Here is a 23861-nt window from a genome sequence, read left to right as displayed (position 1 = left end):
GGGTCATGCGCGTTCTGATTATCGAAGACGAAGAGAAAACCGCAGACTACCTGTACCGCGGTCTGACCGAACAGGGTTACACCGTGGACCGGGCTCCGGACGGGGTCGAAGGTTTGCACCTGGCACTGGAAAGCGATTACGCGGTGATCATCCTCGATGTGATGCTGCCGGGTCTCGACGGCTACGGCGTGCTGCGCGCCCTGCGTGCCCGTAAACAGACCCCGGTGATCATGCTCACCGCTCGCGAGCGTGTGGAAGACCGGATCAAGGGCCTGCGTGATGGCGCCGACGATTACCTCGGCAAACCGTTTTCGTTTCTCGAACTGGTGGCACGGCTGCAAGCGCTGACCCGCCGCAGCGGCGGTCATGAGCCGGTGCAAGTGACCATCGCCGACCTGTGGATTGATTTGATCAGCCGCAAGGCCACCCGTGCCGGCACGCGACTGGACCTGACCGCCAAGGAGTTCTCGCTGCTCAGTGTGCTGGCCCGGCGTCAGGGTGAAATCCTCTCGAAAACCGCGATTGCCGAAATGGTCTGGGACATCAATTTCGACAGCGACGCCAACGTCGTCGAAGTCGCGATCAAGCGTCTGCGGGCGAAGATCGACGGGCCGTTCGAAGAGAAATTGCTGCACACCATTCGCGGCATGGGCTATGTGCTGGAGAGCCGCAGTGCCTCGTAACTCCATCGCCCTGCGCCTGAGCGGCATGTTCACGCTGGTGGCGGCGCTGGTGTTTCTGTTGATCGGCTGGGCCTTGTATCAACAAGTCGAAAAAGGCCTGGCGCTGTTGCCGGCAGCCGAACTGGATGCGCGTTACAGCGTGCTCGAATCCACGGTCGGGCGCTTTGGTACGCCAGAGCACTGGGTGAAGATCAACAACAAACTCAAGCTGCTGGGCGAAGAGGACAAGCGCATCAGCTTCTGGATCATCAGCGGCGATGCCAACTACGAATACGGCAACATCACCCCGCAGATCCGCGCCTTGGCGCAAGGGACAACCGGCAAGCGCGACATACAGCTGCCGGAGCAACCCTATCCGATGAAAGTGCTGGTCAGCCAGTTTCCGGCCAAGGACCAGCGCCCACCGCTGCGCTTCATGATCGGCATCGACACACAAACCTTCTATGAAACCCAGCATCACTTGCTGATTGCCTTGATCAGCCTGGCAATCATCGGCGTACTGCTGGCCTCGGTGCTCGGTTACTGGGTGGCGCGGATCGGCCTCAAGCCCTTGATCAAGGTGTCTCAGGAAGCCCAACGCCTGGCACCGCCGTTGCTGTCCGCACGACTGCAACTGTCGCCACTGCCGCCGGAACTCAATCAGTTCGTCAGCTCGTTCAACTCGACGCTGGAGCGGGTCGAACAAGCCTATACCCGTCTCGAATCGTTCAACGCCGACGTCGCCCACGAACTGCGCTCGCCGTTGACCAACCTGATTGGTCAAACCCAGGTCGCGCTGACACGTGGACGCTCGGCGGAACACTACTTCGAAGTGCTGCAATCGAACCTTGAAGAGCTCGAACGGCTGCGCTCGATCATCAATGACATGCTGTTTCTGGCCAGCGCCGACCAAGGCAGCAAGGCCACCAAACTGACCACCACGTCGCTTGCGGACGAAGTCGCCACCACCCTGGACTACCTGGATTTCATCCTCGAAGACGCTCAGGTCAAGGTTCAGGTCAGCGGCGATGCCCAGGTGCAGATCGAAATCGCCCACCTGCGCCGGGCGCTGATCAACCTGCTGAACAACGCCGTGCAACACACGGCTCCCGGCCAGGTCATTCAGGTGCGGATCGATGTTCAGGAGCACCAGGTCAGTATCGGCGTCACCAACCCCGGTGAACCCATCGCCAGCGAACACCTGCCGCGCTTGTTCGAGCGTTTCTACCGGGTCGACGCCTCACGCACCAACAGCGGGGCCAACCATGGCCTGGGACTGGCCATCGTCAAGGCGATTGCGCTGATGCATGGCGGTGATGTTTTTGTATGCAGCGATCACGGGGTGAACACATTCGGGATCTATTTGCCGATTTAATTCCAGCATCATGCCCCCCCCGTAGGAGCTGCCGCAGGCTGCGATCTTTTGATCTTTTGATCTTTTGATCTTTTGATCTTTTGATCTTTTGATCTTTTGATCTTTTGATCTTCAGCGATCGTACAGGCGCCAAAAGATCGCAGCCTGCGGCAGCTCCTACTGTTGTTTATATCGCAACAGTCCTTTATTCAATCTGCTCTTTTTCCCAACACCCAAGACCTTTACTTTGGCCGCACCAAACAGCACTTGCCAAGCAAGAAGGTTTTCCAGATGTCCAACAGTATGGGTATTGCCAGCGCTTTCGTTTTGTCGTCCTTGTTCCTGTCGCCGTTCGCCATGGCTGAAGAATCGCCGGCATTTATCGCGCATAATGCTGCCCGCGCCGCAGCCTTCGACAAGGCTCAGGCTGAACTGACCGCAAAAACCCAAGCCCCCGCGCAAACCCGGCAAACATCGGCTAACCAGGCTCAACCACAGGTTGAAAAAGATAGCTGATCGGTAACACACCCCAGTTTCCCTCGACACTTCTCAGGGCTCTTTCCCTTGAGAAGTTGTCTTCAAGCCGCTGCTATCAGCGGCTTTTTTTCGTTGTGTATTTTTCAGGCATTCCTTCGTTATTACCCAATAAGAAACACCCGGATTATTAAAAAATAACAGTTACTGTTATTGACCCAAGGAGCTGTATCTCACGTGAGCATCACCCTCAAACTCAGTCCATTATTCATTGCAATAGCCGCAACGATGGGCGCAAGTGTCCAGGCCGCCGACGATTCCAGCCGCGACGGTTTCGTTGAAGGTTCCAGCCTCAAGCTCAACGCCCGCAACTACTACATGAACCGCAATCGTCAGCAGCAGACCAACGACAATATCGAATGGGGCCAGGGTTTCCTCGGTATCTTCGAATCGGGTTACACCCAGGGCACGGTCGGTTTTGGCGTGGATGCCAACGCCATGCTCGGGCTCAAGCTCGACGGTGGTGGCGGCACCGCTGGCTCGAGCATCCTGCCGATCAGCGATGGCAACGGCAAAGCACCGGGTTCGTTTTCAAGCGGTGGCGGTACCCTGAAAATGCGCGCCCTGGACACCGAGCTGAAAGCCGGTGACCTGTTTCTGAACAACCCGGTGATCGCCGGCGGCATGAGCCGCATGCTGCCGCAGACCTTTCGCGGTGTCAGCCTGACCAACCACAGCTTTGACGGCTGGTTGATCGAGGGCGGCCAGGCCAGCTTCACCAAGCCTTACAACCAGAGCGGGCACAAACGCATCGATACGTCCTACGGCAAGCTTGCGGACGGCGACAAAAGCCAGCACCTGAACTGGGCCGGTGTGGCCTGGAGCGGCCTGCCGGGCCTGACCAGCAGCCTCTATGCGTCCGAACTCAAGGACATCTGGAACCAGTACTACTACGACCTGGACTACACCTACGCGGTCAACGAACTGGTCAGCCTCAACCCGGGCCTGCACTACTATCACACCCAGGACACTGGCGACGCGTTGCTCGGCAAAATCGACAACAACACCTACAGCCTGCACTTCACCGTGGGCGTCGGCAGCCACAGCGTCACCGCCGCCTACCAGCGTGTGAACGGCAACACACCGTTCGACTACATCTCCCAGGGCGACAGCATCTTCCTCGACAATTCGCAGCAGTATTCGGACTTCAACGGCCCGAACGAGCGCTCGTGGAAACTCAAGTACGCCTATGACTTCGCCGGTGTCGGCGTGCCGGGCCTGACCTCTGCCGTGTCGTATTCGCGTGGCACGCTGGACTTGAGCAAGGTCGACCCGAACAGCCGTGGCTACGCGAGCTTCTACAACGCAGACGGCAAAAACGCCAAACACTGGGAGCGTGATATCGATCTCAAATACGTGGTCCAGGGTGGTACGGCCAAGGATCTGGCGGTACGTCTGCAGTGGGCCACCAACCGTGGCGGCAACGGTTATGGCGCGCTGGATACCGACACCGATGAATACCGGATGATCATCGACTACCCACTGAACGTTTTCTAAGAAAAACCTGCAAAAAGGCCAGCACCTTCTGCTGGCCTTTTTTATGCCCGGGATTTATACATGCAGCTGAAACGATAAATGTACTGATATCTGCAACGCTGCCCGACCCGTTCGGGAACTACGCTGATGAAGTCCCCCTGCAGAAATCAGAACCATGAGTGCAAGCCGTACGCCCCACCACATAACGGGCACTACCCGCCGACCGGAACTCATGCTGATTCTCGGCAGTTCGCTGACTGTCATCGCGATCATCGCCATCGTCACCTTCCTGCTGATCCGCGAACGCGCCAACGCCATGCAGGCGGCCACGCGCGGTGCGACCAACATCGTGCAACTGATCGACGCCGATGTGCTGCGCAACGTCGAACTCTATGACCTGTCACTGCAAGGCTTGATTGCTGCCGCCCAACGCGACGATCTGCAAAAGGTTTCCGCTCAGATCCGTCACCTGGTGCTGTTTGACCGATCCAGCACCGCACGTTTCAAGGGCGACATCCTGTTGCTCGACAAGCAGGGCGAGGTGATCGCCGATTCGTCGCTGATTCAGCCCAAACCGGGCAATTTTGCTGACCGCGACTACTTCCTGGCCCACGTTTTAAACAAGGACACCGGGATGTTTATCAGTCGCCCGTTCAAACCCCGTTGCGACTGCGCCGACAGCGAGCAGTGGCGCATCAGCTTCAGCCGGCGCATCTCGTCTCCCTCCGGGGAGTTTCTCGGCGTTGCCGTCGCCTCGATGCGCCTGGCGTACTTCGACGAACTGTTCAACAGCTTGAACATCGGCGCCGACAGCACCCTCAACGTGCTCGACAAGGACGGTATTCTGCTGGCGCAGAAGCCCATGCTGACGGACGACAGCATTGGCAAGAGCTTCGGCAGTCGGCCCAACGTCATACGCATCATGCGTAAAGGCAGTGGCAGCTTCGTCAGCGTCTCGAGCATGGATCACCAGGACCGTCTGTACACCTTCTCGCGCGTCGGTAACCTGCCGTTGACGGTCATCGTCGCGCTCTCCCTGGACGAAGTCTTCGCCAGCTGGAAACGCACTGCATACGTTATCAGTGGCGCCACCGGCGTGTTGTGTATTGGGCTGATGTGGTTGACCTTACTGCTCTGCCGCGAATTGCGCCTGCGCCGTCACGCCGAGCAGGAACTGGCGCAACAGGCCGCTATCGACGCTCTCACGGGTGTGGCTAACCGCCGAACGCTCGACCAGGCCCTGAACCGCGAATGGTCCCGCGCCCAGCGCTCGGGCAAGCCGCTGTCGGTGTTGATGATCGACGCCGATCATTTCAAGTCGTTCAACGACCGTCACGGTCATCAAGGTGGTGACGCGGCGTTGCGCGTGCTTGCCAGGGTCATCAGCGAAAACATTCATCGTCCGTCCGATCTCGTTGCGCGGTATGGCGGTGAGGAGTTTTCCGTAGTGCTGGCCGAGACTGACACCGCCGGTGCACTGCAGATTGCCGAAAATATCCGGGCGGCAGTCGAACAACTGCCGCCGTTCGAAGGCGACACGTCACCGGTCACCGTCAGCATCGGCCTCAGCACCTCGACAGGGCAACCGGGCGAAAGCCTGGAAAACTTGATGTACGCTGCCGACAAAGCGCTGTATCAGGCCAAGCACCGTGGGCGTAACCGGGTGGTCAGCGCCCAGGAATAGACTGCGCCCTCTTCGCCTGCGGCAGCTCCTACGCGGTTTGGTGCAAGCAATGGTGTCACCACAAAACCACGGGCATAAAAAAAGGCCACCCGAAGGCAGCCTTTAAAAACTAGAGAGGTTTTTGCTTACACGGCCGCAACTGGGCGCATGTAAGAGATCGGTGCAGTGCTGGCGTCTTCAAAGGTCACGACTTCCCAAGCATCTGTCTGCTCAATCAATTTGCGCAGAAGCTGGTTGTTCAGTGCATGGCCCGACTTGAAGCCTTTGAACTCACCAATCAGGCTATTGCCCAGCAGGTAGAGGTCACCAATTGCATCGAGGATCTTGTGCTTCACGAATTCGTCTTCGTAGCGAAGGCCGTCTTCGTTCAGTACACCATCCGCGTCGACCACAATGGCGTTTTCAACGCTACCGCCGAGTGCGAGGTTGTGCTTGCGCAGGTACTCGATATCACTCATGAAACCAAAGGTCCGGGCGCGGCTGACTTCTTTTACAAACGAAGTGCTGGAAAAATCCACGCTGGCACTTTGAGTACGGTTGCGAAACACCGGGTGATCGAAATCGATCTCGAAGCTCACTTTGAAGCCTTCGAAAGGGACGAAAGTGGCGCGCTTGTCGCCGTCTTCCACTGTCACTTCACGCAGGATCCGGATGAACTTCTTGGCTGCGTCCTGTTCTTCCAGGCCAGCCGATTGAATCAGGAATACGAAGGGTCCAGCGCTACCATCCATGATCGGGACTTCGGACGCGGAGAGCTCGACGTAGGCGTTATCGATGCCCAGGCCAGCCATGGCCGAGAGCAAATGCTCCACCGTGTCCACTTTGACGTCACCGTTGACCAGTGTCGTCGACATAGTGGTTTCACCAACGTTTTCCGCGCGAGCAGGAATCTGCACCACAGGGTCCAGGTCGGCACGACAAAACACGATGCCGGTGTCTACAGGTGCTGGCTTGAGGGTCAGGTATACCTTCTCCCCGGAGTGCAGGCCTACACCTGTGGCACGGATAATATTTTTCAGTGTGCGTTGTTTAATCATGGCTTGGGCCGCTTCAGCGCAAATTGCGAACTGGTATCAACAAAGGCTGGCGATAATAGCAGACCAGACCTTTGCTGAACACCAATCAACTTCATAGCCCTGATACATTCCATCAATCGGCCTGACGACGCAGGAATGCCGGGATGTCCAGGTAGTCCAGATCGTCTTGCGGATTCATCTTCGCGGCAGTCGCAGCACCGGCCTGAGCCTGGTTGCGCATGACAGTCGGACGGTCCAGATCACGGTAGTTCACCGCAGGCTGTTCCTGACGAGCGGGTGCCGGTTGCGACTGAGAAGCCATGGAGGTGTGAACGGTATTGTCGATGACCTTCACCGGCTTCTCGATTTTTGCGCCTAAACCTGTGGCAACCACGGTCACGTGCAGCTCGTCGCGCATGTCCGGATCGATAACGGTACCGACCTTGACCATGGCGTGCTCGGAAGCGAACGCTTCGATGATGCTACCCACGTCGGAGTACTCACCCAAGGATAGGTCAGGACCGGCGGTGATGTTCACCAGAATACCGCGTGCACCTTGCAGGTTCACGTCTTCGAGCAGCGGGTTGCGGATCGCCGCTTCGGTCGCTTCACGCGCACGGTTAGGACCACTGGCGCAGCCAGTGCCCATCATCGCCATGCCCATTTCGCTCATCACGGTACGGACGTCGGCGAAGTCGACGTTGATCATGCCCGGACGCTTGATGATGTCGGAGATACCGCGAACGGCACCGGCCAGAACGTCATCAGCCTTGGCGAAAGCCGACAGCAGGCTGGCATCTTTACCGAGGATGGTCAGCAGCTTCTCGTTGGGAATGGTGATCAACGAGTCGACGCTTTCAGACAGCAGACGGATACCTTCGTCGGCGATCTGCATACGCTTGCGGCCTTCGAACGGGAACGGACGGGTCACCACCGCAACGGTGAGGATCCCCATTTCCTTGGCCACTTCAGCAATGATCGGCGCAGCACCGGTACCGGTACCGCCGCCCATGCCAGTGGTGATGAACACCATGTTTGTGCCTTGCAGCACTTCGGCGATGCGCTCGCGGTCTTCCAGAGCGGCCTGACGACCGACCTCAGGGTTCGCGCCAGCACCCAGACCTTTGGTCACGCCGGTGCCCAGTTGCAGGATGGTCCGCGCGCCGATGCTTTTCAGCGCCTGGGCATCAGTGTTGGCGCAGATGAACTCAACGCCTTCAATGTTGCTCTTGACCATGTGATTTACAGCGTTGCCGCCGCCACCGCCAACACCGATAACTTTAATAACCGGGCTTGCGGGGATGTTGTCTACGAGTTCGAACATTTTCCCTCTCCTTACATTCTCTAGTTTTTTTCGCCTACTGCGCCTACTGCATACAACGGTGTTGCGGTAAATCTTTAAAAATTGCCCTGGACCCAGCTTTTGATGCGATCGATCAACGGGCTCTTGGCCTCGTCGTTGTTGTAGCTATCGCGACTGCTGCTGATCCCGGAGAAGGAAATGCCGTCGGACTGCTTTTGCAGGCCATACATCAGCAAACCAACACCGGTGGAATAAATCGGGTTGCGTACTACGTCGTCCAGACCCCTGACGCCATGCGGCACGCCCAGGCGAACCGGCATGTGGAAAATCTCTTCGGCCAGCTCGACCGCGCCTTCCATCTTCGAGGTGCCGCCGGTCAGCACGATGCCGGCCGGGATCAGGTCTTCGTAGCCGCTGCGACGCAGCTCGGCCTGGATCAACGTGAACAGCTCGTCGTAACGCGGCTCGACCACTTCAGCCAGGGCCTGACGGGACAGCTCGCGTGGCGGACGGTCACCGACACTTGGGACCTTGATGGTTTCACCGGCACCGGCCAGCTTGGCCAGGGCACAGGCGTAGCGAATCTTGATTTCTTCGGCGTACTGGGTCGGAGTGCGCAACGCCATGGCGATGTCGTTGGTCACCTGATCACCGGCAATCGGGATCACCGCGGTATGACGAATCGCGCCTTCGGTGAAGATCGCGATGTCGGTGGTACCGCCACCGATGTCCACCAGGCACACGCCCAGCTCTTTCTCGTCATCGGTCAGCACCGAGTACGCGGAAGCGAGCTGCTCGAGAATGATGTCGTCGATTTCCAGACCGCAACGACGCACGCATTTTTCAATGTTCTGCGCCGCGTTCACCGCGCAGGTGACCACGTGGACCTTGGCTTCCAGACGTACGCCGGACATGCCCAGAGGCTCACGCACGCCCTCCTGGTTATCGATCACGTAATCCTGCGGCAGCGTGTGCAGAACACGCTGATCCGCTGGAATGGCCACGGCCTGGGCGGCATCGAGCACGCGCTCAAGGTCGGCCGAGCTGACTTCGCGATCACGAATCGCCACGATGCCGTGGGAGTTCAGGCTGCGAATGTGATTGCCGGCCACGCCGACGAACGCCGAGTGAATCCGGCAACCGGCCATCAGTTGCGCTTCTTCGATCGCGCGCTGAATGGACTGCACGGTGGATTCGATATTCACCACCACGCCCTTCTTCAGGCCGCGGGAGGGGTGAGTACCGATACCGACGATTTCCAGTTGGCCATCGGCCGCGACCTCGCCTACCAGCGCCACCACCTTGGAGGTACCGATATCCAGACCGACGATCATTTTGCCGCTTTGCACGTTTGCCATGGTCCTGCCTCTTCTCAATTCTTCGCGACGGCGGGTTGGGCCGTCGTGGGCGCTGCAGGTTCCCGCCAGCCGACGGCGAGGCCGTTGGCATAACGCAGGTCGATGCGCGCAATGTTCGTAATCTGTTCTTTAAGCGTCTTGTCGTAGATGGCAATGAAGCGGCGCATCTTTTCCACCAGGTGATCGCGTCCCAGCAACAACTCGATCCCAGGGCCCGCGCTACCCGCGCCAGTGGTCAAAAACCAGCTGCCGCGTTCACGCAATTCCAGCCGGGCAATCGAGAAGCCCAATGGCCGTAACATCTGGCTCAACACCTGATACTGCTGCATCACTTGCTGCTGAGCCCGCTGTGGGCCGAACAACTGTGGCAAATGTTCGTAGTTGGCCAATTCACGCGGCGTAAACGCCTGCCCCTGGTTGTTCAGCAGCGCTTCGTCACCCCAACGGGCCACGGGCAGTTGCTCTTCCAGGCGAATCACCACCTGGTCAGGCCAGACGCGACGCACTTCGGCGTGTGCAATCCATGGCATCTGTTCCAGCTCGGTACGCATGCTCGCCAGGTCGATGGTGAAGAAGCTCGCCGCCACGTACGGGGCGATCCGCTGCTGCACCGCTTGCTGGCTGATGTAACTCAAATCGCCCTGCACGTTGATCTTGGTGATCGGCCGGTCGGCGTACGGCAGCAAGCGCTGTGCACCTTCGTAAGTACCGAACCCCAACGCAACCAGCAGCACGGGCCAGAACAAGGCTTTGAGAAAACCAAAATTGGCTTTCGGCAGGCGCACCGACATCGGCTCTTTGGCCACCATTCGGCTGGCACCCCGCGGCACCGGCTTGCGGCCGGGTGCGGGTGGCTGATGACGTAGCTGGGCGCCTTGCATGGACTTAACCTCGCGGCTCTTTGTTACTGGCAGCGTTACCGGCAACACTGGCTGCCAGGATCGCCAACACCAACTGTTGGAAATCCAGACCGGCGGCGCGTGCGGCCATTGGGACCAGACTGTGATCGGTCATGCCCGGTGCGGTGTTGACTTCCAGGAACCAGAACTGCCCATCGGCGTCCTGCATCACGTCAGCCCGTCCCCAACCGGCGATACCCAGCGCCTCACAGGCTTTCGCCGTGAGGTCCATGAGCTCTTGTTCTTTGGCGCTATCGAGGCCACACGGGATCCGGTACTGGGTATCGGAAGCCAGGTACTTGGCGTCGTAGTCATAGAAAGTGTGTGGTGTGCCCAGAGCGATCGGTGGCAACACCTGATCACGCAGGGTGGCGATGGTGAACTCAGGACCTTGAATCCATTGCTCGACCAACACTTGCGAATCGTAGGTACTGGCCGCTTTCCAGGCTTCGATCAATTCAGCTGCCGAAGTCACTTTGGCCATACCGATACTTGAACCTTCATGCGCCGGTTTGACGATCAAAGGGAAGCCCAGTTCCGTCGCCGCCAAAATACAGTCGGCTTCGCTGCTCAGTACCGCGTGACGTGGCGTCGGAATACCCAGGCTGTGCCAGACCTGTTTGGTCCGCAGCTTGTCCATGGCCAGTGCCGAGGCAAGGATGCCGCTGCCGGTGTACGGAATCCCTGCGCATTCCAGCAGGCCCTGCATGCTGCCGTCTTCACCGCCACGACCGTGGAGAATGATGAAGGCGCGGTCGATTCTTTCGTTCAGCAGGCGTTGCAGGAAATCGTCGCCGACGTCGATGCCGAACGCATCCACGCCCGCGGACTGCAGCGCTTCAAGCACCGCGTTACCGGATTTCAGCGAAACCTCACGCTCGGCGCTTTTGCCACCGAACAGCACGGCAACGCGGCCGAAGTCTTTCGGGGCGATGGTCGAGAACAGGTTGGCGTAGGCAGCAGTCATTTCAACTTCCCTTCGTTTGGAGCGACAACAGCACCCGCGAACAACGGACTATTCAACAGTTTCGGTGCAAGACCGCCGATATCCCCGGCGCCTTGGCACAAGAGGATGTCGCCAGCACGCAGCAGTGGCTTGACCAGCGGCGCGAGGTCGACACCGCGCTCGATGTAGATCGGGTCGAGCTGGCCGCGCTGGCGGATGCTGTTACACAGCTTGCGGCTGTCGGCACCCGGGATCGGCTCTTCGCCGGCCGGATAGACTTCCATCAGCAGCAACACGTTGGCGTCAGCCAGTACATTGACGAAATCGTCGTACAGGTCGCGGGTGCGGCTGTAGCGGTGCGGCTGGTAAACCATCACCAGACGGCGCTCCGGCCAGCCACCGCGCACGGCTTTGATCACCGCAGCGACTTCGGTCGGGTGGTGACCGTAGTCGTCCACCAACATCACGTTGCCGCCTTCGACCGGCAGTTCGCCGTAGACCTGGAAGCGTCGGCCAACACCCTGGAAGCCCGACAGCCCCTGAACGATGGCTTCATCGCTGACGCCCTCGTCGGTCGCGATGCAGATGGTCGCCAGCGAGTTCAGTACGTTGTGATTGCCCGGCATGTTCACCGAGACATCCAGCGGTTCACGATCAGGACGCAGCACGGTGAAGAAGGTCTGCATGCCTTGCTGGCGAACATTGATGGCGCGTACGTCGGCGTCTTCGCTGAAGCCGTAGGTCATGGTCGGACGTTTGACCAGCGGCAGGATTTCACGCACCACCGGGTCGTCCAGGCACATCACCGCCAAACCGTAGAACGGCAGGTTGTGGAGGAACTCGACGAAGGTTTTCTTCAGCTTGTTGAAGTCACCGTCGTAGGTCGCCATGTGATCGGCGTCGATGTTGGTGACCACGGCCACCAGCGGCTGCAAGTGCAGGAAACTGGCGTCGCTTTCGTCGGCTTCGGCGATCAGATAACGGCTGGTGCCCAGCTGGGCATTGGTGCCCGCTGCATTCAGGCGGCCACCGATCACGAAGGTCGGATCCAGGCCACCGGCGGCGAACACCGAAGCGATCAGGCTGGTGGTGGTGGTTTTGCCGTGAGTACCGGCAACGGCGATGCCGTGGCGATAACGCATCAGCTCGGCGAGCATTTCGGCACGCGGCACCACGGGGATACGACGCTCCAGGGCCGTCGCGACTTCCGGGTTGGAGGTGTTCACGGCGCTCGACACCACCAGCACATCGGCGCTCGCGCTGTTCTCGGCGCGGTGGCCGATAAAGATCTGTGCGCCGAACGATTCGAGACGCTCGGTCACCGGCGATGCTTTCAGGTCGGAACCGGACACTTGATAGCCCAGGTTCAGCAACACTTCGGCAATTCCGCACATGCCCACACCGCCGATTCCGACGAAGTGGATGCGACGGATACGGCGCATTTCCGGCTGCGGCATGGCTTTCTGATTCTCAACCATGAACCACCTCCAGGCAGATATCGACTACGTTGCGGGTTGCATCAGGTTTGGCCAGGCGACGAGCGGCGCCAGCCATGTCGTTGAGTCGTTGCGGTTGCATCAAGACCTCTGTCAGGCGTGCAGCGAGATCCGCTGCGCCAGTCGTTCTTTGCGGCATCAGGAAGGCAGCGCCTTCACGAGCCAAATATTCGGCATTGCGGGTCTGGTGATCGTCGATAGCGTGGGGCAAAGGCACCAGCATCGAGGGCAGACCGGCAGCAGCCAGCTCACTGACAGTCAGCGCGCCCGCGCGACAGACCACCAGGTCGGCCCAGCCATAGGCTTGGGCCATGTCTTTGATGAAAGGCTGCACTTGCGCCTCGACACCGGCAGTGCGATAGCGCTCGGCAGTCACTTCATCGTGGTTTTTGCCGGCCTGATGAAACACTTCCGGGCGCAGTTCAGCAGGAACCAGCGACAGGGCTTCAGGCAGCAATTTGTTCAACGGTTCTGCGCCCAGGCTTCCGCCCAGGATCAGCAAACGCGCTTTGCGTCCAGCCAGGGCTGAACGCGGTGTCTCGAGGAACAACTCGGTGCGCACCGGGTTACCGGTAGTGCGCCGGCTGCCACTGGCAGCAAAGGTGTCCGGGAAAGCTTCGCAGACTCGCGCGGCCAACGGCACCAGCAACCGATTGGCGGTACCGGCGACGGCGTTCTGTTCATGAACGATGACCGGCACACCGGCCAATCTGGCCGCTACACCACCAGGGCCGGTGACATATCCGCCAAAGCCCAGTACGCAGACCGGTTTCAGCTGACGAATGACCGCACGTGCCTGCCAGATCGCCTTGAGCAATACAAAAGGTGCCTTGAGCAACGACAGCTTGCTCTTGCCACGCAGGCCGCTGACGTTGATCAAGTGCAACGGCAGGCCGGCATTCGGGACCAGTTCGTTTTCGATCCCGCGTGGCGTCCCGAGCCAGTGCACGGTGTAACCGCGCGCCTGAAACTCGCGAGCGCAAGCCAGCGCCGGGAACACGTGGCCGCCGGTGCCGCCCGCCATGATCAGCACGTTAGCGCCCATGGGTCGGCTCCTCGGCGAAGTCGCTCTCGCTGAATTCCATCTCTTCGCTGCCCAAGTGGGTTCGACTCTCCCATTCGATGCGCAACAGCAAGCCAAGACAGGCGCAGCAGATCACCAACGAACTACCGCCGTAACTGAGGAACGGCAAGGTCAGGCCCTTGGTCGGCAGCAGGCCGACGTTCACCCCGATGTTGATCAGGAACTGGCCAATCCACAGGAACGACAGGCCGTAGGCGACGTAAGCGGCGAAGAATTGTTTGGCCTTTTCTGCCCACAAACCGATGTACATGCCACGAATACAGACAAAGACGAACAGTGCGACCGTGCACAAGGAACCCACGGCACCCAGTTCTTCGGCCAGAACCGAGAACACGAAGTCAGTGTGGGCTTCCGGCAGGTAGAACTGTTTCTGCACGCTGTTGCCCAGACCAACGCCCAGCCATTCGCCGCGACCGAAGGCGATCAATGCTTGAGACAACTGATAGCCGGCGCCGAACTGGTCGGCCCATGGATCCGCAAAGTTGGTCAGGCGCGCCATTCGATACGGCTGCACTTGAATCAACAACACCACCGCCCCGACAGCCAGGACAACCATCAAGGAAAAACGGAACAGCCCGACCCCGCCCAGGAACAGCATCGCCGCAGCCGCCGCCATCATCACGACGGTGGCGCCGAAGTCCGGCTCCATCAGCAGCAGACCGGCCATTGGCAGCAACACGATGAACGGCTTGAAGAAGCCCATCCAGCTCTCGCGAACTTCTTTCTGCCGACGCACCAGATAACCGGCGAGGTAGATCACCACAAACACCTTGGCAATCTCGGAGGGCTGAACGTTGAAGAAACTGAAACCGATCCAGCGCATCGAACCGTTCACCTCACGGCCGATCCCTGGGACGATCACCATCACCAGCAAACCGAACGCGCCGATCAGCATCAGCCAGCCCAGGCGTTGCCAGGTGGCGATCGGGATCATCATGGTGACGATGCAGGCACCCAAGCCGAGCACGACGTAAATCAGGTGACGAATCATGTAATACAGGGCACTGCCCGATTGCACCGCCGCCACTTCGGTCGATGCCGAGGCGATCATGACCAGCCCCAGCCCCAGCAACGCCAGGCAACCGGCGAGCATCGGGAAGTCGAGGTCGATACCACGCCCGGTGATGATCGGCGACGGGTACGGCTTGATGATGTTTCTCAAGCTCATGCCAAGTCCTCCACGGCTTGGGCAAACAAATGCCCACGCTCTTCGTAGTTCTTGAACATGTCGAAACTGGCGCAGGCTGGCGACAGCAGCACGGCATCGCCTGGCTGGGCGATAGCGCGACATTGCTCGACCGCTTCGATCAGCGAGTTGACGCGAATCAGTGGTACGGCATCGCCAATGGCCTGGCCAATCAGTTCGGAGTCACGGCCCATCAACACCACGGTGCGGCAGTTGGCCGCGACCGGATCACGCAGATCCTTGAACTCGGCCCCTTTGCCGTCGCCACCGGCGATCAGCACCAGCTTGCCTTCGATGTCCGCGCCCAAACCTTCGATGGCGGCCAGCGCAGCACCAACGTTGGTGGCTTTGGAATCGTTGTAGTAACTCACGCCATCCAGGTCACGAACCCACTGGCAGCGATGCTCAAGCCCGGCGAAGGTGCGCAGGCTCGACAACATGGCGTCGAACGGCAGGCCGACGGCGTGCCCCAGGGCCAATGCCGCGAGGGCGTTGGACTGGTTATGCGCGCCACGAATTTTCAGTTCACGCACAGGCATCAGGTTCTGGAATTCAAAGGCCAGATATTTCTCGCCATTTTCCTCACGCAGACCAAAGGCCTTGAAATCAGGTTTGCTCAGACCGAAGGTCCAGCATGGCAGGCCCTCGCCCATCAACGGACGGCTCAGCGCATCCTGACGATTGACCACCACTTGCCTGGCACCACGGAAGATCCGGTGCTTGGCCAGGTGATACGCCGGCAGGCCGCTGTAACGGTCCATATGGTCTTCGCTGACGTTCAGCACGGTGGCCACTTCGGCGCCCAGATGGTCGGTGGTCTCCAGCTGGAAGCTCGAGAGCTCCATCACGTACAACTCGACATCATCACTCAACAGGTCGAGCGCCGGAGTTCCGAGGTTGCCGCCCACCGCCACGCGCTTGCCAGCCGCAGCCGCCATTTCGCCGACCAGGGTGGTCACGGTGCTTTTCGCGTTGGAGCCGCTGATGGCGACAATCGGCGCCTTCGCGTTACGTGCGAACAATTCGATATCACCGGACAACTTCACGCCACGAGCCGCGGCGGCTTGCAGGGCCGGAGTCGACAAGGCCAGGCCCGGGCTCACGTAGAGCTCGTCGGCACGGCAAAGGAATTCGACATCCAGCTCGCCACAACGCACTTCCACGTGCGGATAGTCACGGCGCAGCGTGACCAGTTCCGGTGGATTTTCCCGCGTATCGGCGACAGCGAACGACACACCCCGGTTCGCCAGGAAGCGAACCAGGGACATGCCGCTCTTGCCGAGGCCGACAACGATGCGGAAGTGGTCAGAAGCGATCAGAGACACTCGTTCTACCTCAGCTTCAGGGTGGCAAGGCCGACCAGTACGAGAATCACGGTGATGATCCAGAAACGGACGATCACGCGTGGCTCGGGCCAGCCCTTGAGTTCAAAGTGGTGGTGAATCGGTGCCATGCGGAATACCCGGCGACCGGTCAGTTTGAAAGAGGCAACCTGAATAACCACCGACAGGGTTTCCATCACGAACACACCGCCCATGATGAACAGGACGATTTCCTGACGGACGATCACTGCGATGGTGCCCAAAGCTGCGCCCAGCGCCAGTGCGCCGACGTCGCCCATGAAGACTTGAGCCGGGTAGGTGTTGAACCAGAGGAAACCCAGGCCGGCACCGATCAGCGCGCCGCAGAACACGATCAGCTCACCCGCGCCCGGCACATAAGGGATCAACAGGTATTCGGCGAACTTCACGTTACCCGACAGGTAGCAGAAGATCCCCAGTGCACCGCCGACCATCACGGTTGGCATGATCGCCAGGCCGTCGAGGCCATCGGTCAGGTTGACCGCGTTGCTGGAGCCGACGATCACGAAGTAGGTCAGGACCACGAAGCCAATGCCGAGCGCGATGCTGGCATCTTTGAACATCGGCACGATCAAGGTCGTTTCAACCGCGCTTGGTGCAGTCATATAAAGAAAGATCGCCGCGCCCAGACCGAACACCGACTGCCAGAAGTATTTCCAGCGGCTCGGCAAGCCACGGGAGTTCTTCTCGATCACTTTGCGGTAATCGTCGACCCAGCCCACCGCACCGAACAGCAGGGTGACCAGCAACACGACCCAGACATAGCGGTTGTGCAGGTCAGCCCAAAGCAAGGTACTGACGCCGATGGCGGTCAGAATCAGTGCGCCGCCCATGGTCGGAGTGCCCGACTTGGACAAGTGCGATTGCGGGCCATCATTACGGACCGACTGGCCGATCTGGCGGTTCTGCAAGGTGCGGATCATCCAGGGACCCAGGCACAGCGACAAAGACAGGGCGGTCAGTACACCGAGAATCCCGCGCAGGGTCAGGTACTGAAAGACCGCGAAGCCTTTGTAGAACTGTTGCAGATACTCCGCTAACAACAGCAGCATTAATGTTTCTCCCCGCTCGAACCGCACAAAGCCGCAACGACGTTTTCCATCGCAGCGCTGCGCGAGCCCTTGATCAAAATAGTGGTGTTTGTATCGTGTTCGGCGCCCAGCGCCGCGATCAGATCAGCCTGATTGGCAAAGTGACGAGCCTGCTCACCGAAGGCTGCGACGGAATGCGCCATCATCGGGCCAACGGCGTAAAGCGCGGAAACCTTGCCGCTGGCATACGCGCCAACGTCGCGGTGCCCCTGCTCCGCCCACTCGCCCAACTCGCCAATATCTCCGAGCACCAGAACGGTGCGGCCGGAAAAGCCGGCGAGTATATCAACGGCGGCGCACATCGAGGTGGGGTTCGCGTTGTAAGAATCATCAATGACCCGCATGCCATTGGTCGCCAGTTGTGCGACGGCACGGCCCTTGACCGGTTGCACCGCATTCAGCCCCGTGGCGATACCGAACAACGACACGCCCAACGCGTGGGCAGCCGCCGCGGCGGCCAAAGCATTGGCAACGTTGTGGTTGCCGAGCAGGTTCAACTGAACATGCTCGACACCCTGCGGGCTGTGCAGCTTGAAGGACGAGCAACCGCGCGCGTCACGGTCCAGATCGCTGGCGTGGAAATCCGCACGGCTGTCGTTCAGGGCAAAGCTCAGCACCTGGCGACCGGCGGCACGTTTTTTCCAGATATCAAAAGCCTTGTCGTCGAGATTCAAAACGGCGACGCCATCGGCGTCCAGCCCTTCGAGAATCTCGCCCTTGGCTTCAACGATTTTTTCCGGCCCGCCGAATTCACCGACGTGGGCGGTCCCGGCGTTGTTGATCACGGCCACATGCGGTTTGGTCATGCCGACGGTGTAGGCAATCTCGCCGATCCGCGAAGCACCGAGTTCGATGACTGCGGCTGTATGTTCCGCGGCCAGTTCGAGCAAGGTCAGCGGAACGCCGAGGTCATTGTTCAGGTTGCCACGGGTCGCCAGCACCGGCCCGCGTGTGCGCAGAATGCTCGCGAGCATTTCCTTGACCGTGGTTTTGCCGCTGGAACCGGTGATCGCCGCGACCGGGTTCGAATACGCCGCACGGTTCAGCGCGCCGAGTTCGCCCAAGGCCTGACGGGTGTCCTTGACCAACAACTGCGGCAATGTGCTGTTCGTCACTTCGCGCTCGACCAGGGCTGCGACCGCGCCTTTGGCAGCAACGTCGTTCAAGTAGTCATGACCATCGAAACGTGGTCCGGTCAGGGCAACAAACAACTGGCCCGGCTTGATTGCCCGGCTGTCGATGCTGACACCATCGAAGCTGCAATCGGCAGCCAGCACACGCCCAGCCAATGGACCGGCCACTTCGCTCAACGTCAAGGCTTTAAGCATGGGCCACCTCCCACGCGGTCAAGGCACGGTCGGCCTCCACCAGATCGGAGAAGTCATGGCGTTCGCCGTTGATTTCCTGATAGTCCTCGTGACCTTTACCGGCCAGAACAATCACGTCATCTGCGCTGGCGCTGGCGATCAACTGGGCTATCGCCTGGCCACGGCCGGCGACGAAACGGACGCTTTCCACCGCCGTGAACCCGGCGCGGATATCGTCGAAAATCTGTGCAGGGTCTTCGCTGCGCGGGTTGTCATCAGTGACCAGCACACCATCCGCCAGACGCTCGACCACTTCGGCCATCAGCGGACGCTTGCCGCGATCGCGATCACCGCCGCAACCGAACAGGCAGAGCAATTTGCCCTTGGCGTGCGGACGCAGAGCCATCAAGACTTTTTCCAGCGCATCCGGGGTGTGGGCGTAATCGACCACCACCAGCGGCTGAGTGCCGCCGCCCAGGCGCTGCATGCGACCGGCCGGGCCTTCGAGTTTTGGCAGCACGCGGAGGATTTCATCCAGCGCGTAATCCAGACCGAGCAAGGCACCGACAGCGGCCAGCACGTTGCTCAGGTTGAAACGACCGAGCAAGGCACTGCGCAAATGGTGTTCGCCCTGCGGCGTCACCAACGTAGCGCGCACGCCTTCGTCGTCAAACTGCGCTTCACGGCAATACAGATACGCGCTGGCGTCTTCGAGGCTGTAGGTGATCAGGCGCGACTCACGTTTTTCAGCGGCCAGTTGCCGACCGAATTCGTCGTCGAGATTGATCACCCGGCACTTCAGATCGTTCCATTCGAACAGCTTGGCCTTGGCCTCGCCGTAGGCTTGCATCGTCCCGTGATAATCCAGGTGATCGCGCGACAGGTTGGTCATCACCGCCACATCGAACGCCAATGCGGTGACGCGCCCCTGGTCCAGACCGTGGGAGGACACTTCCATGGCCACTGCCTTGGCGCCGGCCTTTTTCAGGTCGGCCAGGGTCGCCTGTACGGCAATCGGGTTCGGGGTGGTGTGCAGGCCGCTTTCCAGTGCACCGTAGAAACCGGTGCCCAAGGTGCCAACGATGCCGCAGTGCTGGCCCAGCAGATCCAGCGCCTGCGCGACCAGTTGGGTCACGCTGGTTTTACCGTTGGTACCGGTCACGCCAATCAGGTTCAGGTTGCGGCTCGGGTCGCCATAAAAACGCCCGGCAATGTCCGACAGCTGCGCAGCCAGGCCCTTGACCGGAATCAGCGGTACTTCGGTAATCGGCAGAACGGTCGCGCCTTCAACTTCATAAGCGACAGCCGCGGCACCGCGCTGCAAGGCGTCGGCAATGTGTGCACGACCATCGAACTTGCCACCGGGGACGGCCAGGAACAGGTCGCCTGCACGGACATTACGGCTGTCCAGGGTCAGTTCGCGAATCAACAGATCACGGCCAGCGTGGGCGAAAATCTTGTTCAGGCTAAGAGACATCAGCCGCGCCCTCCATTGGTTTTAACAGGGATGACCGGGGCAGCGTTGGCTTGCTGAGTGGCCGGTAGGTTGTCCGGCGTAACGTTCATCAGACGCAGGGTTCCAGACATCACTTTGCTGAACACCGGCGCCGAAACCAGACCACCGAAGTAACCGGCCTTGCTCGGTTCGTCGATGACCACGACGATCGCGTAGCGCGGGTCGCTCATGGGACCAAAACCTGCGAACAGCGAGCGGTAGGAGTTCTCGGCGTAGCCTTTGGTGCCCACCGATGTCTTACGTGCAGTACCGGACTTGCCAGCGACGTGATAGGCCGGCACTTGCGCACGGAATACACCGCGCGGCGCTTCGATCACTTGCTGCAACATGCCCTGCATGGTTTTCGCCACGGTTTCCGGAATCACTTGAGTGGTTTGCGGGGCCTTGTCGGTCTTGATCAGGGTCAGCGGTGCGATACGACCGTTGTTGGCCAGCGCCGAGAAGGCGTGGACCAGTTGAATCGCGGTCACCGAGATGCCGTAGCCGTACGACAGCGTGGCCGTCTCGGCTTTGCGCCATTCGCGATAATTCGGCAGGTTGCCGACACGCTCGCCCGGGAAGCCCAGGCCGGTGTCCTGGCCGAGACCGACTTTCTGCGCCAGGCGGAAAATGGTTTCGCCGCCGATATCGAAGGCGACCTTACTCATGCCGACGTTACTGGAGTTGATCAGAATGCCGGTCAGGTCGAGCACCGGGCCTTCGGTCTTCGACACGTCCTTGATGGTGTACTTGCCAATCTGCAAGGAGCCCGGGTACACCTCGACGGTGTCGCTCGGTTTCCAGCGCCCGGTTTCCAGTGCGGCGCTCATGGAGATCGCTTTCATGGTCGAACCCGGTTCGAACACGTCGATCATCGCGCGGTTACGCATCATCGCCGGTTGCAGGTAGCGACGGTTGTTCGGGTTGTAGGTCGGCTGGTTGACCATGGCGAGGATCTCGCCGGTCTTGACGTCCATGATCACCAGGCTGCCGGCCTTGGCGCCGTTCTCGATGATCGCGTTGCGCAGCTCGCGGTTGGCCAGGTATTGCAGACGCAGGTCAATCGACAACGCCAAGGGCTTGCCGGCCTTGGCGTTTTTGGTCACTTGAACGTCTTTGATCAGTCTGCCGCGCCGGTCCTTGATGACCTGACGTTTGCCGGCGACACCGGCCAGCCATTCGTCGTAAGCCAGCTCCACACCTTCACGCCCGTGGTCATCGATGTCGGTAAAGCCGACCATGTGCGCAGTGACTTCACCGGCCGGGTAGAAACGCCGGAACTCTTCGATGCCGTAAACGCCCGGTACTTTCAGATCAAGCACGACCTGGCCCTGCTCGGGGGTCAGCCCGCGCACCAGATAGATGAATTCTTTATTGGCCTGGGCTTCGAGGCGTTCGGTCAGGGCTTTAGGGTCTTGACCCAGCGCAGCCGCCAGTGCTGGCCACTTTTCCTTGGCCAGTTGCATTTCCTTGGCGTTGGCCCACAGGGTGGTGACCGGGGTACTCACAGCCAACGGCTCGCCGTTACGGTCGGTGATCAAGCCACGGTGAGCCGGAATCGGGATGTGTCGAACACTGCGCGCATCGCCCTGACCGATCAGGAAGTCACGGTCGATCACTTGCAGGTCGATAATGCGCCAGGCGATGGCTGCCACCATGACGCCCAGCAAGCCGAGCACCACGCGAAACCGCCACGGAAAGAGTGCCCCTTCGAGTTTCATCATGGCGCCACCATTCGTACTTCGGCAGCGCCGGGAATGCGCATCTTCAGCTGTTCGGTGGCCAATACTTCGATGCGGCTGTGGGCGGTCCAGGTGCTCTGCTCGAGAATCAACCGGCCCCACTCTGCCTGCGCCTTGTCGCGCACACTCAACTCGTTGTACAGCGAGTTCAGCAACTGACGATTCCAGTGAGCGCTATAGGAAACGCCGATCGCCGAGACCAATACGGCGAGAAATAGCAGCAGCATGAAAAAGCTTCCGCCTGGAAGTGGCTTGGCGAAGAGCTTGCTCACCGAAGTTTCTCCGCCACACGCATGACAGCGCTACGGGAACGAGGGTTGGCTTTGAGCTCGGCTTCGGAGGCCGTCTGCGTTTTGCCATGGACTTTGATTTTCGGCTCGAAGGCGACGTGCCGCACCGGCAGATTGCGCGGCAGGTTATCGGCTTCACCCTTGACCAGTTTGCGCATGAACAGTTTGACGATGCGGTCTTCCAGCGAGTGGAAGCTGATCACTACCAGACGGCCACCGATCTCCAGCGCTTCAAGGGCTGCTTCAAGACCGGCTTCAAGATCGCCCAACTCGTTGTTGACGTGAATTCGCAGGCCCTGGAACGCGCGGGTCGCCGGGTTCTTGCCCTTTTCCCAGGCAGGGTTGGCGACTTTCAGGACTTCAGCCAGATCGCCAGTGCGCTCGAAGGGCTTGATGTCGCGACGCTCGGCCACGGCACGGGCCATACGACCGGAGAAACGCTCTTCGCCGTATTCCTTGAACACGCGGGCAATTTCTTCGACGGGTGCGGTATTGACGAACTCTGCCGCACTGATCCCGCGAGACGGGTCCATGCGCATGTCCAACGGACCATCATTGAGGAAACTGAAGCCACGCTCCGGGTCGTCGAGCTGTGGCGAAGACACGCCCAGGTCGAGCAGAACGCCGCTGACCTTGCCGGCCAGACCGCGCTCGGCAACTTCCGAACCGAGCTCGGCAAAGCTGCGCTGCACAACGACAAAGCGGCCGTCTTCGGCCGCTAGCGTTTGCCCGGTGGCAATCGCCTGAGGATCTTTGTCGAACCCCAGCAACCGACCATCGGGACCGAGCTGGCTGAGAATCAGACGGCTATGCCCGCCGCGCCCGAACGTGCCATCCAGATAGCAGCCATCAGGGCGTACGGCGAGAGCCTCGACGGCTTCGTCAAGCAGTACGGTGATGTGGTTAAAGCCGCTATCAATAGTCACAGGATCAAATCACGCAGTTCATCAGGCATGGCGCCCGGTTGTTGAATAGCAGCCAGGTCAGCAGCAGAAACTGCATCCCAGGCATCCTCGTCCCACAATTGGAACTTGTTCAGTTGGCCTACCAGCATCGCGCGCTTATCCAGCTTGGCGTATTCGCGCAGACGCGGTGGAACCAGAAAACGACCACTGCTATCGAGCTCGAGGTCGACGGCATTACCAATCAGCAAACGTTGCAAACGGCGGTTCTCTTCGCGAAGCGAAGGCAGTGCGCGCAGTTTGGTTTCAATCAACTCCCACTCATCGAGTGGGTAAACACACAAACAAGGATCAACGGCATCAATTGTGACAATTAATTGCCCGGAACTTCGCGAAACGAGCTCGTCACGATACCGGCTCGGCATGGCGAGACGGCCTTTTGCATCGAGACTGATAGCGTTAGCTCCGCGAAACACGTCAGCGTTTCTCCAAATTTTAGCGTTTTACGCTCAAAAAACCCACTTCATGCCACTTTCCGCCACTTGCGCACACTATAGGAATGCGCCCACCACACCGTCAAGGCGCGGATTGAAGGAAAACCCTTACAGATCGGAGATTTAGCACTGCAAAAGAAGGGGTTACGAGTATTTGGCGGATGATTCAGCTCAATAACTT

General features: G+C 59.7%; 21 protein-coding genes. 5 read left to right on the top strand and 16 right to left on the bottom strand.

From position 1 onward, the window contains the following. Positions 1-5: 5 nt before the first annotated feature. The 5 genes from BK659_RS10685 to BK659_RS10665 all read left to right on the top strand — a co-directional run bounded on the left by BK659_RS10685 (position 6) and on the right by BK659_RS10665 (position 5710). Entirely contained in the window at positions 6-683 is a 678-nt protein-coding gene (locus BK659_RS10685; RefSeq protein WP_123425039.1) for a heavy metal response regulator transcription factor, read from the top strand. Beyond that, entirely contained in the window at positions 673-2037 is a 1365-nt protein-coding gene (locus BK659_RS10680; protein ID WP_123425038.1) for a heavy metal sensor histidine kinase, read from the top strand. The genes BK659_RS10685 and BK659_RS10680 overlap by 11 nt, the downstream gene beginning before the upstream one ends. Positions 2038-2307: 270 nt before the next feature. Further along, positions 2308-2532: a hypothetical protein gene (locus BK659_RS10675; RefSeq protein ID WP_123425037.1), complete on the top strand. Its 225-nt coding sequence runs from the start codon at positions 2308-2310 to the stop codon at positions 2530-2532. 246 nt (positions 2533-2778) lie between these two features. Continuing rightward, positions 2779-4047 (top strand): OprD family porin, encoded by a 1269-nt coding sequence (locus BK659_RS10670; RefSeq protein ID WP_123425288.1) that lies wholly within the window; start codon positions 2779-2781, stop codon positions 4045-4047. Between the two features lie 154 nt (positions 4048-4201). Then, complete coding sequence (locus tag BK659_RS10665) at positions 4202-5710, top strand: sensor domain-containing diguanylate cyclase (RefSeq protein WP_123425036.1); 1509 nt, start codon at positions 4202-4204, stop codon at positions 5708-5710. Positions 5711-5835: 125 nt separating this feature from the next. Here BK659_RS10665 and lpxC read toward each other — a convergent pair whose 3' ends face one another. From lpxC to mraZ, 16 genes are all read right to left on the bottom strand, one after another. Continuing rightward, entirely contained in the window at positions 5836-6747 is a 912-nt protein-coding gene (gene lpxC, locus BK659_RS10660; protein ID WP_123425035.1) for a UDP-3-O-acyl-N-acetylglucosamine deacetylase, read from the bottom strand. A 112-nt stretch (positions 6748-6859) separates the two neighbouring features. Then, a complete protein-coding gene (gene ftsZ, locus BK659_RS10655; RefSeq protein ID WP_123425034.1) occupies positions 6860-8050 on the bottom strand; it encodes a cell division protein FtsZ in 1191 nt (396 codons plus the stop codon). A gap of 74 nt (positions 8051-8124) precedes the next feature. After that, complete coding sequence (ftsA, locus tag BK659_RS10650; protein WP_019693553.1) at positions 8125-9387, bottom strand: cell division protein FtsA; 1263 nt, start codon at positions 9385-9387, stop codon at positions 8125-8127. A 14-nt stretch (positions 9388-9401) separates the two neighbouring features. Next, positions 9402-10268, bottom strand: coding sequence for a cell division protein FtsQ/DivIB (locus tag BK659_RS10645; RefSeq protein ID WP_123425033.1), 867 nt, complete (start codon positions 10266-10268; stop codon positions 9402-9404). A gap of 4 nt (positions 10269-10272) precedes the next feature. Further along, the gene (locus BK659_RS10640; protein WP_123425032.1) at positions 10273-11253 is read right to left on the bottom strand and encodes a D-alanine--D-alanine ligase; all 981 of its coding nucleotides are present in this window, start codon (positions 11251-11253) and stop codon (positions 10273-10275) included. Then, complete coding sequence (gene murC / locus BK659_RS10635) at positions 11250-12710, bottom strand: UDP-N-acetylmuramate--L-alanine ligase (RefSeq protein ID WP_123425031.1); 1461 nt, start codon at positions 12708-12710, stop codon at positions 11250-11252. The genes BK659_RS10640 and murC overlap by 4 nt, the downstream gene beginning before the upstream one ends. Then, the gene (murG, locus tag BK659_RS10630) at positions 12703-13773 is read right to left on the bottom strand and encodes an undecaprenyldiphospho-muramoylpentapeptide beta-N-acetylglucosaminyltransferase (protein WP_123425030.1); all 1071 of its coding nucleotides are present in this window, start codon (positions 13771-13773) and stop codon (positions 12703-12705) included. Before murG ends, murC begins: the two co-directional genes overlap by 8 nt. Further along, on the bottom strand, positions 13763-14980 hold the full coding sequence (ftsW, locus tag BK659_RS10625) for a putative lipid II flippase FtsW (protein WP_123425029.1): 1218 nt from the start codon (positions 14978-14980) through the stop codon (positions 13763-13765). Before ftsW ends, murG begins: the two co-directional genes overlap by 11 nt. Continuing rightward, positions 14977-16323, bottom strand: a complete 1347-nt coding sequence (gene murD, locus BK659_RS10620; protein ID WP_123425028.1) for a UDP-N-acetylmuramoyl-L-alanine--D-glutamate ligase — start codon at positions 16321-16323, stop codon at positions 14977-14979. Before murD ends, ftsW begins: the two co-directional genes overlap by 4 nt. A 5-nt stretch (positions 16324-16328) precedes the next feature. Next, positions 16329-17411, bottom strand: coding sequence for a phospho-N-acetylmuramoyl-pentapeptide-transferase (gene mraY / locus BK659_RS10615; RefSeq protein ID WP_054595712.1), 1083 nt, complete (start codon positions 17409-17411; stop codon positions 16329-16331). Then, positions 17411-18778 carry a UDP-N-acetylmuramoyl-tripeptide--D-alanyl-D-alanine ligase gene (locus BK659_RS10610; RefSeq protein WP_123425027.1) on the bottom strand — a complete coding sequence of 456 codons (1368 nt, stop codon included), beginning with the start codon at positions 18776-18778 and terminating at the stop codon, positions 17411-17413. The genes mraY and BK659_RS10610 overlap by 1 nt, the downstream gene beginning before the upstream one ends. Then, entirely contained in the window at positions 18771-20234 is a 1464-nt protein-coding gene (locus tag BK659_RS10605; protein ID WP_123425026.1) for a UDP-N-acetylmuramoyl-L-alanyl-D-glutamate--2,6-diaminopimelate ligase, read from the bottom strand. Before BK659_RS10605 ends, BK659_RS10610 begins: the two co-directional genes overlap by 8 nt. Continuing rightward, complete coding sequence (locus tag BK659_RS10600; protein WP_185015341.1) at positions 20234-21973, bottom strand: peptidoglycan D,D-transpeptidase FtsI family protein; 1740 nt, start codon at positions 21971-21973, stop codon at positions 20234-20236. The genes BK659_RS10605 and BK659_RS10600 overlap by 1 nt, the downstream gene beginning before the upstream one ends. After that, positions 21973-22266: a cell division protein FtsL gene (gene ftsL, locus BK659_RS10595; protein WP_123425024.1), complete on the bottom strand. Its 294-nt coding sequence runs from the start codon at positions 22264-22266 to the stop codon at positions 21973-21975. The genes BK659_RS10600 and ftsL overlap by 1 nt, the downstream gene beginning before the upstream one ends. Further along, entirely contained in the window at positions 22263-23210 is a 948-nt protein-coding gene (rsmH, locus tag BK659_RS10590) for a 16S rRNA (cytosine(1402)-N(4))-methyltransferase RsmH (RefSeq protein WP_404942525.1), read from the bottom strand. Before rsmH ends, ftsL begins: the two co-directional genes overlap by 4 nt. Beyond that, positions 23207-23662 carry a division/cell wall cluster transcriptional repressor MraZ gene (mraZ, locus tag BK659_RS10585; RefSeq protein ID WP_071553412.1) on the bottom strand — a complete coding sequence of 152 codons (456 nt, stop codon included), beginning with the start codon at positions 23660-23662 and terminating at the stop codon, positions 23207-23209. Before mraZ ends, rsmH begins: the two co-directional genes overlap by 4 nt. Positions 23663-23861 lie beyond the last annotated feature (199 nt).

This window comes from Pseudomonas brassicacearum, from assembly GCF_003732225.1.
In the GTDB taxonomy this organism is placed as follows: Bacteria; Pseudomonadota; Gammaproteobacteria; order Pseudomonadales; family Pseudomonadaceae; genus Aquipseudomonas; species Aquipseudomonas brassicacearum_E.
This window is presented reverse-complemented; position numbering and strand designations above follow the sequence as displayed.

Excerpts from the sequence above, each read along its gene's own strand:
- ftsZ (WP_123425034.1), bottom strand. The coding sequence starts at position 8,050 with ATGTTCGAACTCGTAGACAACATCCCCGCAAGCCCGGTTATTAAAGTT.
- ftsA (WP_019693553.1), bottom strand. The coding sequence starts at position 9,387 with ATGGCAAACGTGCAAAGCGGCAAAATGATCGTCGGTCTGGATATCGGT.
- murC (WP_123425031.1), bottom strand. The coding sequence starts at position 12,710 with ATGGTTGAGAATCAGAAAGCCATGCCGCAGCCGGAAATGCGCCGTATC.
- BK659_RS10665 (WP_123425036.1), top strand. The coding sequence starts at position 4,202 with ATGAGTGCAAGCCGTACGCCCCACCACATAACGGGCACTACCCGCCGA.
- BK659_RS10675 (WP_123425037.1), top strand. The coding sequence starts at position 2,308 with ATGTCCAACAGTATGGGTATTGCCAGCGCTTTCGTTTTGTCGTCCTTG.
- BK659_RS10610 (WP_123425027.1), bottom strand. The coding sequence starts at position 18,778 with ATGCTTAAAGCCTTGACGTTGAGCGAAGTGGCCGGTCCATTGGCTGGG.
- lpxC (WP_123425035.1), bottom strand. The coding sequence starts at position 6,747 with ATGATTAAACAACGCACACTGAAAAATATTATCCGTGCCACAGGTGTA.
- mraY (WP_054595712.1), bottom strand. The coding sequence starts at position 17,411 with ATGCTGCTGTTGTTAGCGGAGTATCTGCAACAGTTCTACAAAGGCTTC.
- BK659_RS10600 (WP_185015341.1), bottom strand. The coding sequence starts at position 21,973 with ATGAAACTCGAAGGGGCACTCTTTCCGTGGCGGTTTCGCGTGGTGCTC.
- ftsW (WP_123425029.1), bottom strand. The coding sequence starts at position 14,980 with ATGAGCTTGAGAAACATCATCAAGCCGTACCCGTCGCCGATCATCACC.
- BK659_RS10645 (WP_123425033.1), bottom strand. The coding sequence starts at position 10,268 with ATGCAAGGCGCCCAGCTACGTCATCAGCCACCCGCACCCGGCCGCAAG.
- BK659_RS10670 (WP_123425288.1), top strand. The coding sequence starts at position 2,779 with ATGGGCGCAAGTGTCCAGGCCGCCGACGATTCCAGCCGCGACGGTTTC.
- BK659_RS10640 (WP_123425032.1), bottom strand. The coding sequence starts at position 11,253 with ATGACTGCTGCCTACGCCAACCTGTTCTCGACCATCGCCCCGAAAGAC.
- BK659_RS10605 (WP_123425026.1), bottom strand. The coding sequence starts at position 20,234 with ATGTCTCTTAGCCTGAACAAGATTTTCGCCCACGCTGGCCGTGATCTG.
- murG (WP_123425030.1), bottom strand. The coding sequence starts at position 13,773 with ATGGGCGCTAACGTGCTGATCATGGCGGGCGGCACCGGCGGCCACGTG.
- BK659_RS10685 (WP_123425039.1), top strand. The coding sequence starts at position 6 with ATGCGCGTTCTGATTATCGAAGACGAAGAGAAAACCGCAGACTACCTG.